Raw genomic sequence first — 15,733 nt, forward strand, 5'->3', positions numbered from 1 at the left:
ATTTTAAAATTACTTAAAATAAGTTTACCGACCACTTTTAGAAACGTATAGTTTGCATAAGTAACACATAAAAAATAACTAATAAAAAGTATAAAAATCAGGAACACCAATGAACAAAGGATTGTTAACGTCGTGGAACGACAACCGAGGCTATGGTTTTATTAAATCTAGCAGCGTTGCACACGACACCTTTATACACATATCTTCGCTTAAACACATTAGCCGTAAACCCAAAGTAGGCGACACTATCTATTTTGAGGTAGCTACTGATCCCAATGGTAAAAGCAAAGCAATTAATTGCCGCATTGAAGGCGTAATCGAAAGCAAAGTAGAAACCAAACTAGCAAAAACAGCTGCTTTTAATAGACCCTTTAAAATGAGTAAAGCAAAAAAGAAGTCGAGCACTTTAGCTAACCTTGTTGCGCTGGCAATTATATTAAGCATAGGTTTTAGCGCATACAATAGGTACTTCGCAAACACTCATGCAGGCAATAAAAACAACACCCCCGTTATTACCAATGCCGACTTAACCACCTTTGATGAAAAATACCCGAAGGTAGTTACTCCTAAAAATACACAAAATTTTAGCTGCGATAGCAGGCAACATTGCAGCCAAATGACCTCACGAGCCGAAGCTGTATTTTTTATTAATAATTGCCCGAATACAAAAATGGATGGCGATAACGACGGGATACCTTGTGAAAATGATTCAAGGTTTTAAAAAGGTGATAATTGCAGATGCGTTTTTATAAAAAATAGATTCAATAAATTACTGTGTATAAATACAGTGGTGTAGATTTTGTCCCATAACATTATTAAAGTTGTTTTGGGTTTAAATAACAAAGGTTACAAAATAGCAATTGTAACTACTTGTTTGTAAATGGGTTGTTTAATGTAATTATCGAACAACGTAATATGCGCCGTTTTGGGGTGTTATAACCCCCAAAAGTGGTGTTCAATAAGCTGTTACACGGCTAAAGTGGTTCAATGGAAAATTATCACGAATCTTTTAAAAAATATGAGTCTGCGCTTTTAGAATGTACAAAGCTGTCTCAAGGGTGTGCTGGAATACCATCACCAACCAGTTCTCATTTTTATGCTTCGCTGTTGTTTACGAAGTTATGTAATTGCGCTCACTCCATTGGTCGCTTGGCTCCAAAACCCGACCAGATTGGTAAGGATGCTCACTGGGATTACAGTTCTGTTGCATCTTTAACTAGAGATCTTATTGAGTGTTATCTTACTTTTTATTACCTGTGTATTGATAAATGCTCAAGTGAAGAGTGGAATGCTCGTTGGCAATTGATGAATCTACACGACCATCTATCAAGGGTTAAAATGTTCAATGCGTTAGGCATGGACTTCGAGGAAAAGGAAGAAGCTAAGAGCGTAAAAAATGAAGTCGTTGAAAATTTAAAATCCAACAAATGGTTTCGTAAATTATCTGATAAACAACAAACACACTTTTTAAAAGGTAAAAATGCCTTTTTCAAGAGTCAGGATGAAATTCTGACTGCAAGTGGTGGTAACGTCTCAGACTTCAGGTTTAAATACATATTTGCATCTAACCATACCCATACTTTCCCAATGGGCTTCTATAGAATGGCTGATGGTAATAGAGGTCGTGGTGTCGAATCACAAGTAGAGATTCAATACACAGGACTTTGTTTAGAGTGGGTTTCGGAGTATTTACTCAAAGCAAAAGCAGAATTCGGCGGTAAATTTGAAAACCAGAAATAGTGTAATCCGCCGTGTAACAAGCGCTTCAACAAGGACAAATACTGGTTGGCTCCTACGCTGCGCTTCGGATATTAGCCAACCAGCATTTGCCTGCTAAGCGGGCGTTATACCATTTGCGGAGTTTAGACGATGTTACCAAAAGAATTTGAAGATGCTCATAATGCTTGTCTCTATATTCATGATGTAATGGTCGAGTTTATACGTTCTGGTGAACAACAAAATGCATTCAATAAAACCTTTGAATTTTCACAAGAGGAAATAGATTCTCTAGAATCTAGTGACCTACACATTCTTGATTGGCTTCAAAAAAATAACAAACATGATGAACGAGCTATTGTAGTACGCTCAATGGTTTTACCTGCTGTACTTTCTGATATGTTGCACTGTATTTTTGAAGCGCTTTCTGCTTCCAAAAAGGGAAAAATGGCAGTGGCATATATGTTACTCCGTAAACCTCTGCAAGAAAGTTTGTATTTACTCGAGTCAATGGCGCTAGACGAAACAGATTTTGTAAACAAACTATCTACTGATCCGTTGTTCTTAAGACCTAAAAATGGCGGAGGTCCCGAAGGGCATGCCCGTCGTATTAGCAAAGTATTATCTAAAATTGGATTAGATGAGGCTATTGACAGTCAATACATTTCAGAACTTCGCTATGACAAAAAAGTGATGATAGCTTCGATGGAGTTTGCAATCACGCAATGCACTTATTTACTGAGCATAAGGCTATTAAAACAGAGTTGCTAAACATAAATTTTGTTTTTTCAAAAGGAAAGCAAATTTATACTCAGCAAAGGTATCTCTACACCAGATTACCGTATTTACTTTATTACACTTATCATTTGTTCGAACATATTGCGGCTACTATTGCTCCGACGACTCCTAAATATTTTATAAATATCAACCGTCGCATAGGTGCATATATGTTACTTGCATACCAAGAGGGAGATCAGAATTTTGGAACGGAAGAAATGGACACACTGGCCTCATGTTTGCAAAATTTCCTTAATGTTGATTCTTCACCTACTAAATGCGTAGTATCTAAACGAGATTACCTCGTTCGTATATGTGAAACTGGAGAATTGTAGTTTAGTGGAAATAAAGGGACAGGCATAAAAAAACAGAGCAGTAAATTTCATGCTGGTATTTTATAAACTATTTCCCTAGGTGGAATGAGTTTAATTGAAGCAAACACAAAGAATAAAATTATGATGACACCCACTCCAATCAGTTTGAAAAACTAGGGTGGGTGTCAATGTTATTCACTTGATTTCGCTATGCGTATCATTATGCGTATCATTATGCGTATAGAGGGCTTAAAATCTAATTTTTAAAGATTGAAATCTAAAGTGAGACCAATCACTTAACGCTGTGATAGTTTGTTTTGTAGGGGGAGCGACATAGATTAAACCTGCAATGGCAACAATCGATGATAATGTAATTAATTTATTATCGAAGTCAGCTATTTTTAGAGCTGTCCCGAAAGAGCGTTTAATTGTGACATTACTTAAATCTACGCTGTAAATTTCATCCAGCAATAAATGAATTAATCCTCCGAGTAAAATAAACCCACCCGTTAACCATGCAAAGGTGGCTGCTTGTGTGGTTGGTTGATCATTCAGTTTCCATGTTACTTGTGTTGTTAATAGCGCGCATAGCAGTATAAATAGTAAAGAGTGGCAACTGCCTCTATGTACTGTGATCCATTCAAAAAGTGGTCTAATAATATATTTCATAAATCCGTACACCAATAACGGCACTACAATTAACTCGATAAAACTAATTTTAATAATTAGCTCAGTGGTTATGTAATGCAGTACCAGTAATACAGCGCTGAGTGCAAATAAATTAAAAATAGTGTCGAGTGATGTGGAGTTATCTGAATCTATATCTGGTAATAAACCGCCGATTGAACCTAAAAACCATAACCAGAGCGCGCCCTTTAAATCAATATGTTCTGCAGATAATAAGGTGGCTGAGGCTAAGCCTGTGATGATTAGCGCAGTATTAAGATGAGTATTGAAGTTTGCCATTGTGTCTCTTGATGGGGAAATAGGTGGGCATTCTAACAATTGAAAAGTTTATTGTTCAATGTTCTTTAAGACAAATAAAGGGACAGGCATAAAATAATTAACAGTGCCGTAAATTAATCCACTTGTATTTTCTAAGCCATTTTCCTAGATGGATTAGGAATATGGATGATTTTATACCAGGCTATTTGCTAATAAACTCAATTTAACTAGGACGTTAGGGAAGTAAAATGAGTTTAATTGAAGCAAGCACAAAGGAATTTGGCAATATTACGGTGTTTTTACATAGCCTAGGCTCATTTTGCTATCGTATTGAGTGGTATAGCAAAATGACAGGTACCTCAATTAGTTTAGCGCGTATTAAAAAGGGTAAATATATAGTCATTCGAAAATGGGCAGCTATACGGGGTTTAACTGATGTGTCTACAGAGTTTGATAGAGCTAATCAAGCATTTATCCATTTATTAAATAATGTTGACGTGGTTAAAGGTAAAGACGATTTGATAGTTGCAGCTAAGCAGCACTGCGTAAACTTATTTGCAAAGTCGGAAGGGTTAAAACCAATTAGCAAACCTAGTTTGCCAAAGCCACGATTACAAGGCGCTATAGGCAAGCAAGTGGTGGTAAAGTCAAGGCTTGGCAACAGCCAAATAGCACAAGGTATGCTACTGCAGCTAATAGGTAACCAAGCTGAAATACAAGTTAATCCCGAACATATAGAAGCAGGCCAATTAAGGCAAAAGTTTTATACTAAACAAGTTTTTATTTGCTAAGCAATTTACAAATTAAGCAATGTGCTAACTAATCAAAGTAAAAAGGAAGCTTTACCTTAATGGTAAAGCCATTTTTTACACACACTTCAAAAGTTCCGCCCAATGCCATTGCGCGCTCTTCAATAAAAGCTAAACCATAATTACCCGAGTTGTTAGCAGGTGTTGCTAAACTGCCATTATCACTAATGGTTAGTGTAATAAAATTATTATCGGTTACGAGTTCTATATGCATTTTGCTGGCATTACTATGCTTAACACAGTTAGTTACAGCTTCTTGGCATATTCGATAAATAGCTATTTCATGATCTTTTGACAGGGCTTTATGAATTTTAAAGTCGGCCTGAAAATTAATTTTTGCCTTATGCAGTAAACTTTTTAGTCGCCCGGCTGTTATTGCCTTATTTAAGCCAAGTTCGTCTAATTCGCGTGGGCGAAGGTAATGCATTAATTGGTATACCGAATCGTACATGGTATTGGCATTCGTTTTTAAGCTTTTAACAAACGACTGAGTATCTTTATTACTCATGTGAGACAAAATAGATAAGTCAGTTTTTAAAGCAGTGAGATTTTGACCCAACTCGTCGTGTAACTCTTGAGAAAGATGTTTTCGCTCATTTTCTTGTACGCTAACCATTTTAGCCGCAAGGTGTGTGTTTTTAGTTAACTGCTTTCTGAGTTCTAGGTTCGTTTTATATAACTCATTATTTTTACGTTTTAGTTCAGTAATTGCAGCGCCTAAAACCATACTGGTAATTGCATTTGCTAAAATGAATAACTGGCTTATATAAGTGTTTTCAGGGGCATGAGTAAAGCTTGCCTCGAGTATAATTAAGCTATTAATTAACGTGGCACTGGTTACAGCGCCCAAAGAGCCAAACCTATACGAAAACCAAATAATGGGTAATAACGAGGCGAGCCTTAGTAGCGGGTAGGTGTCGGGGCGTAGTGCATATACAAAAATTACAATTAATAAAAGGCACAATAAAGCAGCCCCTAAATGCATCATTTTTAGTAATAGCGATTTATTTAATTTATGCCTCACGCTAAAAATTAGCATCATTAGCGGAGTGACTAATAGTGTGCCGGTAATATCCCCAAGGCACATATTTAACTGGTACTGTAATAATTCTGTAGCAACCAGTATATTGGTAAATTCAAACGCACTAGCAAATACAAACCATTTAATAGATGTACTAGCAACAGCCAGTAATATTAACGAAAGTATACCTTGGCTATCGTTAATACTGGGCGGCCAACGGCTGTTTTTTAAAATATAAATAAGCGCAACAAAGCAAAGCTCCTGCCAAAAACCATGAAATAAATTAAAATCCCATTGTGCAAGAGCTAAAACTTCATTATTAAAAGCACCCACAAAGGCAGCGAGAAGACGAGATGTTACCCATAAAGTTAGCCAATACTTTGTAGGTAAAAGTAAAAAGAAGGCAATTTTAATGCCCGCAGGAATAAAAATTGCGCTGCTTTCGGGGACTGTTTCTAGATTTTTGCTGAGCCAAAAAGCTGCAGCAAATATAACAAAATAAACAAGCCCAACAAGTAACTGCTTGGTTACTTGTTTAAAAGCTGTAGTAATAAAAAAACTAAACGAGGGGGATAGGCTAAGTAAGCTCATCTAGTTGTATTACTCCTACATCTATTGCAATTTTTAACAGCTCGAATGAAGTTGTAACGTTAAGCTTAGTGTATATATTTGCCTTATGGACATGAGCAGTTTTAGGCATTATTCCTAATGCTTGTGCTACTTGCTTGGCATTAAGCCCCTTAGAAAATAATGGTAAGGCCTCTATTTCTCGATTTGTTAGTAGCGTAAGTGCGCTACTTTCTGTGGTTAGGGCAAAGTTTACGTCTTCGCTTATATAGCGCTTACCCAAAGCTACAGACTTAACCGCATCTATTAATTCTTCAGAAGCCGAGCGTTTTGACACATAACCTAACGCGCCAAGTCGCAAAGCGTTACTCACATAGGGTTCATGGTCATGCATGGAGGCAACAATGGTTTTAATGTTAGGAAAATGCTCAAAAAGGTAAGATAAAAAAGTAAGCCCGGTTTCTTTTCCGTTAAGCGATATATCCACTATAAATATATCGGGTTGTTCTAGTTCAACCGCAAGCTTTGCTTCATTTACGCTGCAAGCTTCTATTATTACTTTCCAATCTGGCTGTAATTCGAGTAGCTTTTTAAAGCTATCTCTTACTAGTTGATGATCTTCTATGATACCAATGTGCATTTATATCTCCCTTTAAAATTATTATACATGGTAATAGGTAAGTATTGGCTAGGAAAAAATCTTAGAAAGGGTAATTAGGTAGAAAAATAAAGGGACAGGCATAAAATAATTTACAGTGCCTAAATTTTTGAATACTTCACGATCTTACTAAAAATAAGCTGTGGAATTTAATGTCAGCTAGCTTAATCTCTAGAAGATTTATAGTTTGGGCTGGTGGTTATTTGAAAGTCTATGTTTGCTCTTAGATGGATAAGTCTATTTATAAGCTCCTTGTTCGTAAAGTTATTTCAGGACGGGTCAGTGAGCAACAAAAAAGCCTAGCATGTTAACGCTAGGCTTTTTGTTATTTATTTATAAGAATTATACTTTAAATCTATGCACTGGTTTTATTACGAATCAATTTGTAGTTTAAGAATTCAGTAATACCAAGGGTACCAAGTTCACGACCGAAGCCTGAGCGCTTAACACCGCCAAAAGGGGTGTTGGCTTCAGTACCAGAAGGTGCGTTTATGGTCACCATGCCGACTTCTAACTGATCAGCAATCTCAGCTGCCAATTCTGAGTCTTTAGTCTGGATTGACGCACCAAGACCAAATGGAACATCGTTGGCAATTTTGATCGCATCAGCGATATCACGAGCTTTATAAATAACAGCAACAGGACCAAATAGTTCTTCGCTATAAACAGCCATTGAGTTATCGACATTGGTAAGTACTGCTGGAGCAAACCAAGCGCCTGGCTTGTCTTTGACAATGCCGCCTTCAATTAGAACGGTGGCACCAGCTTTTATTGCTTCATCTAACTGCTTTTGTAAATTGACTGCAGCGCTTTTTGAGGACATCGGTCCGATAAAGGTTGTTTGATCTAATGGATCAGACAACGTCATCTCACGAACCGCATCGGCAAAGCCTTGTACAAACTTATCATAAACGGCTTCAACGACAATTAGGCGCTTAGCGGCGTTACAAGCTTGTCCTGTATTGCCAAAGCGGCCGGTGATGGCATCTGCTACTGCTTGCTCAATATCAGCATCTGCTGCAACGATAAAGGCATCTGAACCGCCAAGCTCTAAAACGACCTTTTTAAGGGCGCCGCCTGCTATTTTAGCAACTGCTTGTCCTGCACGCTCAGAACCTGTTAATGAGATGCCTTGTATTCTGCTGTCTTCGATGATAGTTGCGGCTTGATCATTGGTAGCAAATACATTGTTATATACGCCATCTGGTAAACCGGCATCTTTAAGAATTTCGACAATTACTTCTGCCGTTTTAGGGCACTGCGGGGCATGCTTTAAAATAATTGTATTGCCTGCCATAAAGTTAGGTGCTGCAAAGCGTGCTACTTGATAATGCGGATAGTTCCACGGCATAATTCCTAACAATGCGCCTACTGGCAGTTTCTCTACAAAAGCTGAGCCTTCGGCTACATTGATTTGGTTATGTGCTAATAGCTGTTCTGCGTTGTCTGCATAATAGCGATATATTTCAGCGACTAGAGCGAGCTCTCCTTTACCTTGGGCTACAGGCTTGCCCATTTCTACAGCGATCATGTTTGCCAGCTCATCTTGACGCTCAATATAGATATCTGCAATTTTGTGCAGAAGTGCGCTGCGCTCGCTAAGAGAGATGTTACGCCATTCTTTATAGGCATCATCAGCTTTTGTGATGGCTTGCTGAATATCTTGTTCATTTGCAGTAGGGTAGCTGGCTTCAACTTTGCCAGTTGCTGGATTGGTTACTTTATATTCGCTCATAAATATTCCTTGGATTAAAAGTTCATTTATAGTGACTCACTGAGTACAACTATTATTTATACAACTGCAACATGTAAGCGTACATCAATACTAAATGTTGCATTAGAGTAAGGACAGGTTAGATGAGATTTTGTGATTGCACATTGTTAATACGTGATACTTCAACAGACAGATCTATATATATTAAGTTATAGCTATTATCGGCTTTCATACCAAGACCGACTTGAGCAGATGTTGAAGCTGTAATTGGTAATTTTAACTGTTGTGCTGCCATGTTCAGGGCGCGCTATCGAAACGCGCTGCATAACCCATCACAAACAGCTGTTCTGGATTAAAACCCTTTTTATCTGGTTCTTGAAAGAACACCAAATCAAAAACTTAGTGAACCATCGACAAGACTTGTATGGCCAAACTGATCACAGGCTGCTATTGCCTAAGCTGTGTAATACTTTCATTTTGTGATGCGATCATTATAAGGGACAGCTTAATAATTCGTTATAATAGTCCTACAAATGTGTTGCCTAATCCTATAAAAATTTGTACTGTCAATCAGGTTCTAAAAATAAGTAAAATATGATGCAGAAAACAAACATTGAGCAACTACTTAGATTAATCCCTAAGAACCAAACCATCGAATCAGATATTCCAGACTTAGTATTTCATTGTGCCGACAGGCCAGAAAAAATAATCGGTTATGTCCTAGAGCCTAGTATATGTATTGTTTTACAAGGCGAGCGCGAGGTTTACTTAGGAACAGATTGTGTAAAGTTTGACAATACTAACCTGATGTTTAGTCCAGTAGACGCTCCATTGAACATACATATTAAACAGGCTTCGTTAGACAATCCTGTTGTTGTATTATCTATGAAATTAAATTTGCTAATGATTCGCGACGTTCTGGCTAAAATACCACCTAAAAAACATATAGACGAGGGTTATTTTGGAATCAAATGGCAATTAGATGACTCTATCATGCCATCGTTTGATCGATTGATAGAGTTACTTAATTATCCAAATGATATTGAATTTCTATCTCCTTTAATACAGCAAGAAATTTATTATCGATTACTATCAGGAAAACAAGGCGATAAGCTGCGCCAACTGGTAACGAATGGCAGCCATATTCATCGTATTGCTCAAGCAGTCGATTGGCTGAAAGCACATCTAGATGAACCTTTGGTTATTGCAGACTTGGCAAGCCGCTGCGGTATGAGTGTTTCAGGGTTTCACCAACACTTTAAGAAAATTACTCAGTTGAGTCCGCTACAGTATCAAAAAAACTTACGATTAATGGAGGCGCGACGGCTGATTAAAATCAATGACGCGCAAATATCATACATTGCCCTGCAAGTAGGATATGAAAGCCCTAGCCAGTTTAGCCGAGAATATAAACGACTGTTTGGCATCAGTCCAAATAATGACTTGGATTAAAGCATCGCAACAGCAGTCTTCCAGATGGTCACAAAGCAGAAATAAAGGGACAGGCATAAAATAATTAACAGTGCCGTAAATTAAACCCTGATATTTTCTAAGCCATTTTCCTAGGTGGGTTAGGAATATGAATGATTCTATACCCCAGGCTATTTGCTAATAAACTCATTTTAACTAGGAAAATAAAGGGACAGGCATAAAGCAATTAACAGGTTTATGCCTGTCCTTTAATAATCATGTCCTTTACCAATCAAAACTTTATTTTTACTAAATTAAAGCGGCTCACTTCAAGCCGCTATTTCTTTTAAAATCTTTTATAACTAAAGCGCTTCAAAAATAGCAGCTATACCTTGTCCGCCACCAATACACATAGTGACCAAGCCGTATTTACCGTTAATGCGTTTCAGTTCGTACAGGCATTTGGTCGATAAAATAGCACCGGTTGCGCCAACAGGGTGGCCAAGTGCTATAGCTCCGCCATTGGGGTTTACTTTATGCTCAGGAAAGTTTAACTCATTGCCTACGCATAATGCCTGTGCGGCAAAGGCTTCGTTTGATTCTACTACGTCCATGTCATCAATAGTTAATCCAGTTTTTTCAAACACCTGTTGCACAGCAGGAATAGGCCCTGTGCCCATTAATGAAGGCTCAACACCTGCTCTGGCATAACCGACTAGGCGACCGAGTGGTTTTAAGCCTTGTTCATTGGCCTTTTGCTCCGACATAAGCACTAACATGGCTGCGCCATCATTAATACCTGATGAGGTGGCTGCGGTGACTGTACCATTTTGTTTAAAGTAGGGTTTTAAGGTGGCGATTTTTTCGACCGTTGTGTCAGCACGAACATGCTCGTCAGTATCAAAAATTTGATTACCGTTACGAGATTTAATTTCGATGGGCATTATTTGCTGTTTAAAATAGCCTGCGGTAATGGCTTTAGCCGCTTTATGATGGCTTTGTGCTGCGTAAGCGTCTTGTTGCTTGCGGCTAATGCTATATTTTTCTGCAATGTTTTCAGCGGTAACGCCCATAGGGGTGTTGTCCCATGGGTCTTGTAATGTGGTAGTTAGCTCATCAACTACTGTACTATCACCCATTTTTTGGCCCCAACGATTACTTGCTAGAGTGTAGCCTGAGCTACTCATGCTTTCTGCTCCGCCTGCTAATGCTGCGTTTACATCACCTAATTGAATTTGTTGTGCTGCTTGTATAATGGCTTCTAAACCCGAACCACACAAGCGGTTGAGTGTTACCGCGTGACTGCTAATTGGTAACCCTGCATCTAGCCCAATAACTCGCGACAAATACGCGTCTTTAGGACCGTTATGTATCACTTTACCTACCACACATGAACCAACTTGCTTTGGTGAAATATTGGCTCTGGCTAATGCTTCTTTGGCGCACATAGTGCCTAACTGAGCGGGAGTGAAGTTTTTAAGGCTGCCACCAAAGCCACCGATAGCAGTGCGTACTGCGCTTAATATTACTACGCTATTGTTATTAAATTGTGTCATTGTGTTCTCTTATTATTTTTTTGCTTGTATCCACTTTGTTCTAAATGATATTAAAAGAGCAAAAGGATAAAGGTTGACTTTAATTCATCAAAACATAATTTTAAAATAAACTAAAGCTGCAGGCGTTGAGTTGATATACAACTTTGTAAATCATTTTATGTTTTTGCTTTAAAGAGATTTAAAAAGAGGATTTAAAAGGACAGGCACAAAGTATTTGCAAAACTCACATTAGATACTACTGTTATTATATCCAGTGGTTGTTGGTTTTGTATTTTATGACACGCGCAAGAAAAAATCTCATTGATTTGGCATCAACATCTTATTATCACTTAATAGCTAGATGCGTTAGGCGAGCTTTTTTGTGTGGTGATGATAAATACACAGGTAAAAACTTTGATCACCGCAGAGAGTGGCTAGTAGAGCGTATAAAGTTGTTAAGTAGTGTGTTTGCCATAGAGATTGCAGCTTACGCAATTATGAGTAATCACTATCACTTAGTTGTAAATGTTAATAGAAAGCAGGCACTAGATTGGGCAGATAGTGAAGTAATTGAACGCTGGTATAGGCTTTATAATGGCCACGCTTTGGTGGATAGTTACTTAAAAGGCGAGCAGTTAGATAATGCGAGTTTAGTTTGCTTTAATGAAATTATAGCTAAATGGCGAGAAAGACTTTACGACATAAGCTGGTATATGAAAAACCTAAATGAATACATTGCCCGTGAAGCAAATAAGGAAGATAGCTGCACAGGTAAGTACTGGGAAGGGCGCTATAAATCACAAGCATTATTAGATGAAACCGCATTGCTTAGTTGCATGGCCTATGTCGATTTAAATCCTATTAGAGCAAACATGGCCGGTACGTTAGAAGACAGTGATTTTACTTCTATTCAAGAACGTATAGCGCAATTGACAGCCTTTACTAAAAATACGGTTCAAACAAATAACCGCTCAAAACAAAAAGATAGTGTTCAAGATCAAAGTCAACCAAGTCAGCTAAAGCCATTTTGCGCTAACAACATAAAACACACTATACCTTTTGCGTTACTAGATTACCTAGAATTAGTAGATTGGAGTGGTCGTCAAATTTCTCCAAACAAAAAAGGATATATAAATAAAGCAATTCCTAAAGTGCTAGTTACTCTGAATATAGAAGAAGCACAATGGCTTGAATCGATTCAACGATTTAGGCATAAATATTCAAACTTTGCAGGGAGTAAACAACGATTAAAGCAGCAAGCCGCGAATAACGATGTTAAATGGTACAAAGGTGCAGGGTGAGCGCCACACCTTCAGCGATAACTTAAACAACAACTTTAACAAACCACCTTTGAAACTAACTTTACCTGCCTGATATCCCTACTAAACATATATCTACTAATAACTTAAATTATATAAACTAATAGAGCGTAGAAGTGAGAGGGAATTAGTAAATAACGATGACGAACTTTGAGGTTAAATAAACCAGGTAATATGTGCCTGTCCCATTTTAATCCCTTTTTAATATGCCTGTCCCATTTTTAATAATAAATAACTTCATGCCAATATTGCAATAAACACCGTTTATGGTATAAGACTGCCAGCTTTAGTTTACTCAATATAGTATGGATAATAGCAAGGGTGAACAAGCCAATTTAATCTATTGAATTTTTTGGACTTTTATCGAAAAACGGCGCCCAGTATTATCTTTAATATAAAGCCGCTTTGCAGCAACAGCACTTAACCAAACACACCGAATTTATTTTAGCCTACGACTACAGCTTAAATCATACGTACCGCACGAATGCTTATATGAGCACGTACCTGGGTATTTAGTATTAATTACACGCCGCTGGTGATGATCACGCTAGGCATGTCATTTTGTAAGTTAATTAATTCTAATCACACGGCTATGGCCGTAAATTTGTATAACCAGTTTATAAGCTACAGCACGTTTATAAACGTCAATGCTTTAAACGTAATCCAACAAAAGCGGCATTACCTCACATGCCAAGCTTTGCAAACAGCCTATAAGTACTAAGCACTAGTTACTGCTTTAGGCTGCAATTCAATTTTAGTTATGTAATTAACAAGGTTAACAATGAACACCAATTTTAAAGAGCGTAAGCTTACTTATTTATCTGCTTGTTTAGTTTTCTTATTTACCAGCCAAACAAGCTCAGCCTTTGAGCAACCACCGCTATTTAATCAGGCTAATACAGCTATAGAGAGGGTTGCAGTGATAGGCTCGCGTCATGTATACAGCAGTAACTTTACGCCTTTAGAAACACCACAAGCTGAGCAAACAATCGATTTAGCAACGCTTGAAAATGCTGGCGCATGGGATTTAAACCAAGCATTGGATCTATCTGCTTCGGTTGCTAGGCAAAATAACTTTGGTGGCCTGTTAAATAATTTTGCTTTACGTGGTTTTACAGGAGATGAAAACCTCTCGAGTAACTACTTAGTTAATGGCTTTAATATAGGCTGGGGCTTGGGTGGTACGCGAGATCTGTCAAGTATTGCCTCGGTTGAGGTGCTAAAAGGGCCGCGTGCTGCGTTATTTGGTCGGGGAGAACCTGGCGGAGTGGTTAACTTAATAACTAAACGGCCAACATTTGATACCGCAGGCGAACTAAAACTTGCTGTTGCAAGTGAGGATACCTATAGGGCTGATATAGATTACACCACTGGGGTTTCTGATGATGTTGCAATTAGACTGATCGGTTTTTATGAAGATTCAAATAGCTTTAGAGACACCATTAAAAAAACCAAACAAGGCGTTAGCCCATCAGTAGCTTGGTATATTAACGACAATAGTGAACTGATTTACGAACTTGAATACAGTAAGCAAACAATACCTTTTGATAGAGGAGTGTTAGCAATAAAAGGTGAGCTTGGGGTTATTCCTGCAAACCGATTTTTAGGTGAGCCGGGTGATGGCCCTATTATAGCACAAGTAGTTGGCCATCAGCTTGAACTTAAGCATGATATTAATGACGACTGGAGTGTATTAATTGCTGCTAATTACCGTGATACTAAGTTAACAGGCTTTGCTACTGAGACTGGTTTTGCAGGTGTAGTGAATGATGAGGTTAATCGCTTTAGGCGTTATCGAGATTACAGTGCAAACTATAAGGTTTTACGCGGCGAAGTTACTGGCGATATTAATTTTGCAGGGTTTGAGCATCGTTTAACTATAGGGGCTGATACCGATAAATTTGAAAACGATCAGTTTTTACTACAGGTAAAGGGCGATCAATATATTAATGTATATAACCCAGAGTATGGTGCTTATGCGCTACCTGCACCCACCACTCATACTGTTCGTATTGAAATTCAGCAATCATTGGGCGTATTTATACAAGATCAAATAAGTTTAACCAATAAGCTAGATATACGTCTTGGCGCGCGTTTAGACGATTTTAAGCAAACACTTAATAATCGTTTAACTAATACAGGGTATAAACAAACAGAATCGCGTATTAGTCCGCAATTAGGGGCTGTGTATGCGGTGTCTGACTTTATATCGGCTTATGCGGCTTATGGTGAAAACTTTCGTCCGCTTTCGGGTACCGACGCCCAGGGAAACGGCTTTAAACCAAACCAAACAACTTCAAAGGAAGTAGGCGTTAAGGTTAGTTTAAATAACGGTGCGCTGGTGGGCACCTTAGCCTTATTTAAAGTTGAGCAACAAAATATGTTGGTAGTAGACGATCCAACAGCATTTACCAGTGCCGCTATTGGGGAGGCGCAAAGTAAAGGGTTTGAAATTGATATAAATGGTCAACTAACGAATAACTTAAACCTGTGGGCGTCTTATGCTTATGTTGATGCAACAACCAAAAATTCATTTTACGATAGCAACTTTGGCCTAAATATAGCTGCAGGCAGCTCGCTGTTAAATATTCCTCAGCATCAATTGAGTTTACAGTTGGTAAAGTCGACAGAAGTGAATGGAAAAGCACTAAAATTGGGTGGTGGTTTACTTTATGTGGGAGATCGAAATGGCTTTTTTGGTACCGACTTTACACTGCCAAGTTATATAACTGCTCGGGCATTTATGCGTTACGCCGTATCAGACTCAATAACGCTAACAGGGGAGCTAGATAACTTATTTAATGAAACTTATTATATCAGCTCATTTTCAGACGCTTGGGTGCAACCAGGCACGCCTCGTAGTGTTAGATTTTCTGCCTCGTTTAAGTTTTAATACCTTACACGTATTTTAAAAACGTATAACAGGCTGGTTAATATAAGCAGCCTGT

Annotated in this window: 13 protein-coding genes; 7 read left to right on the forward strand and 6 right to left on the reverse strand. The window is 38.1% G+C overall.

Translation table 11 applies throughout. The annotated features are described in order from the left end of the window. Nucleotides 1–109: 109 nt before the first annotated feature. The 3 genes from HC000_RS04340 to HC000_RS04350 all read left to right on the forward strand — a co-directional run bounded on the left by HC000_RS04340 (nucleotide 110) and on the right by HC000_RS04350 (nucleotide 2,487). On the forward strand, nucleotides 110–721 hold the full coding sequence (locus HC000_RS04340) for an excalibur calcium-binding domain-containing protein (RefSeq protein ID WP_179807032.1): 612 nt from the start codon (nucleotides 110–112) through the stop codon (nucleotides 719–721). A 266-nt stretch (nucleotides 722–987) separates the two neighbouring features. Then, entirely contained in the window at nucleotides 988–1,740 is a 753-nt protein-coding gene (locus HC000_RS04345; RefSeq protein WP_179807033.1) for a DUF5677 domain-containing protein, read from the forward strand. A 129-nt stretch (nucleotides 1,741–1,869) separates the two neighbouring features. After that, nucleotides 1,870–2,487, forward strand: coding sequence for a hypothetical protein (locus HC000_RS04350; RefSeq protein WP_179807034.1), 618 nt, complete (start codon nucleotides 1,870–1,872; stop codon nucleotides 2,485–2,487). Between the two features lie 569 nt (nucleotides 2,488–3,056). Here HC000_RS04350 and HC000_RS04355 read toward each other — a convergent pair. Next, nucleotides 3,057–3,773 (reverse strand): metal-dependent hydrolase, encoded by a 717-nt coding sequence (locus HC000_RS04355; RefSeq protein WP_179807035.1) that lies wholly within the window; start codon nucleotides 3,771–3,773, stop codon nucleotides 3,057–3,059. 227 nt (nucleotides 3,774–4,000) lie between these two features. On the opposite strand from HC000_RS04355, the gene HC000_RS04360 reads away from it, so the two are divergent. After that, on the forward strand, nucleotides 4,001–4,543 hold the full coding sequence (locus HC000_RS04360) for a hypothetical protein (protein WP_179807036.1): 543 nt from the start codon (nucleotides 4,001–4,003) through the stop codon (nucleotides 4,541–4,543). Nucleotides 4,544–4,571: 28 nt separating this feature from the next. Here HC000_RS04360 and HC000_RS04365 read toward each other — a convergent pair whose 3' ends face one another. The 4 genes from HC000_RS04365 to HC000_RS18420 form a co-directional block, all read right to left on the reverse strand. Continuing rightward, on the reverse strand, nucleotides 4,572–6,173 hold the full coding sequence (locus HC000_RS04365; protein ID WP_179807037.1) for an MASE1 domain-containing protein: 1,602 nt from the start codon (nucleotides 6,171–6,173) through the stop codon (nucleotides 4,572–4,574). After that, entirely contained in the window at nucleotides 6,160–6,789 is a 630-nt protein-coding gene (locus HC000_RS04370) for a response regulator transcription factor (protein WP_089368324.1), read from the reverse strand. Before HC000_RS04370 ends, HC000_RS04365 begins: the two co-directional genes overlap by 14 nt. Nucleotides 6,790–7,162: 373 nt before the next feature. After that, nucleotides 7,163–8,542, reverse strand: coding sequence for an NAD-dependent succinate-semialdehyde dehydrogenase (locus tag HC000_RS04375; RefSeq protein ID WP_011328268.1), 1,380 nt, complete (start codon nucleotides 8,540–8,542; stop codon nucleotides 7,163–7,165). Nucleotides 8,543–8,660: 118 nt separating this feature from the next. Further along, nucleotides 8,661–8,816 (reverse strand): hypothetical protein, encoded by a 156-nt coding sequence (locus HC000_RS18420; RefSeq protein ID WP_218910930.1) that lies wholly within the window; start codon nucleotides 8,814–8,816, stop codon nucleotides 8,661–8,663. Between the two features lie 299 nt (nucleotides 8,817–9,115). Between HC000_RS18420 and HC000_RS04385 the strand changes: the two genes are divergently transcribed. After that, nucleotides 9,116–9,973: an AraC family transcriptional regulator gene (locus HC000_RS04385; protein ID WP_257025423.1), complete on the forward strand. Its 858-nt coding sequence runs from the start codon at nucleotides 9,116–9,118 to the stop codon at nucleotides 9,971–9,973. A 320-nt stretch (nucleotides 9,974–10,293) separates the two neighbouring features. On the opposite strand, the gene HC000_RS04390 is transcribed toward HC000_RS04385, so the two are convergent. Continuing rightward, complete coding sequence (locus HC000_RS04390) at nucleotides 10,294–11,487, reverse strand: acetyl-CoA C-acyltransferase family protein (protein ID WP_179807038.1); 1,194 nt, start codon at nucleotides 11,485–11,487, stop codon at nucleotides 10,294–10,296. Between the two features lie 275 nt (nucleotides 11,488–11,762). On the opposite strand from HC000_RS04390, the gene HC000_RS04395 reads away from it, so the two are divergent. Next, nucleotides 11,763–12,767: a transposase gene (locus HC000_RS04395; protein ID WP_331459136.1), complete on the forward strand. Its 1,005-nt coding sequence runs from the start codon at nucleotides 11,763–11,765 to the stop codon at nucleotides 12,765–12,767. A 799-nt stretch (nucleotides 12,768–13,566) separates the two neighbouring features. Next, nucleotides 13,567–15,678: a TonB-dependent siderophore receptor gene (locus HC000_RS04400; protein WP_179807040.1), complete on the forward strand. Its 2,112-nt coding sequence runs from the start codon at nucleotides 13,567–13,569 to the stop codon at nucleotides 15,676–15,678. Nucleotides 15,679–15,733 lie beyond the last annotated feature (55 nt).

Origin of the sequence: Pseudoalteromonas sp. MIP2626 (genome assembly GCF_013414205.1) — a bacterium.
Classification (GTDB): Bacteria; Pseudomonadota; Gammaproteobacteria; order Enterobacterales; family Alteromonadaceae; genus Pseudoalteromonas; species Pseudoalteromonas nigrifaciens.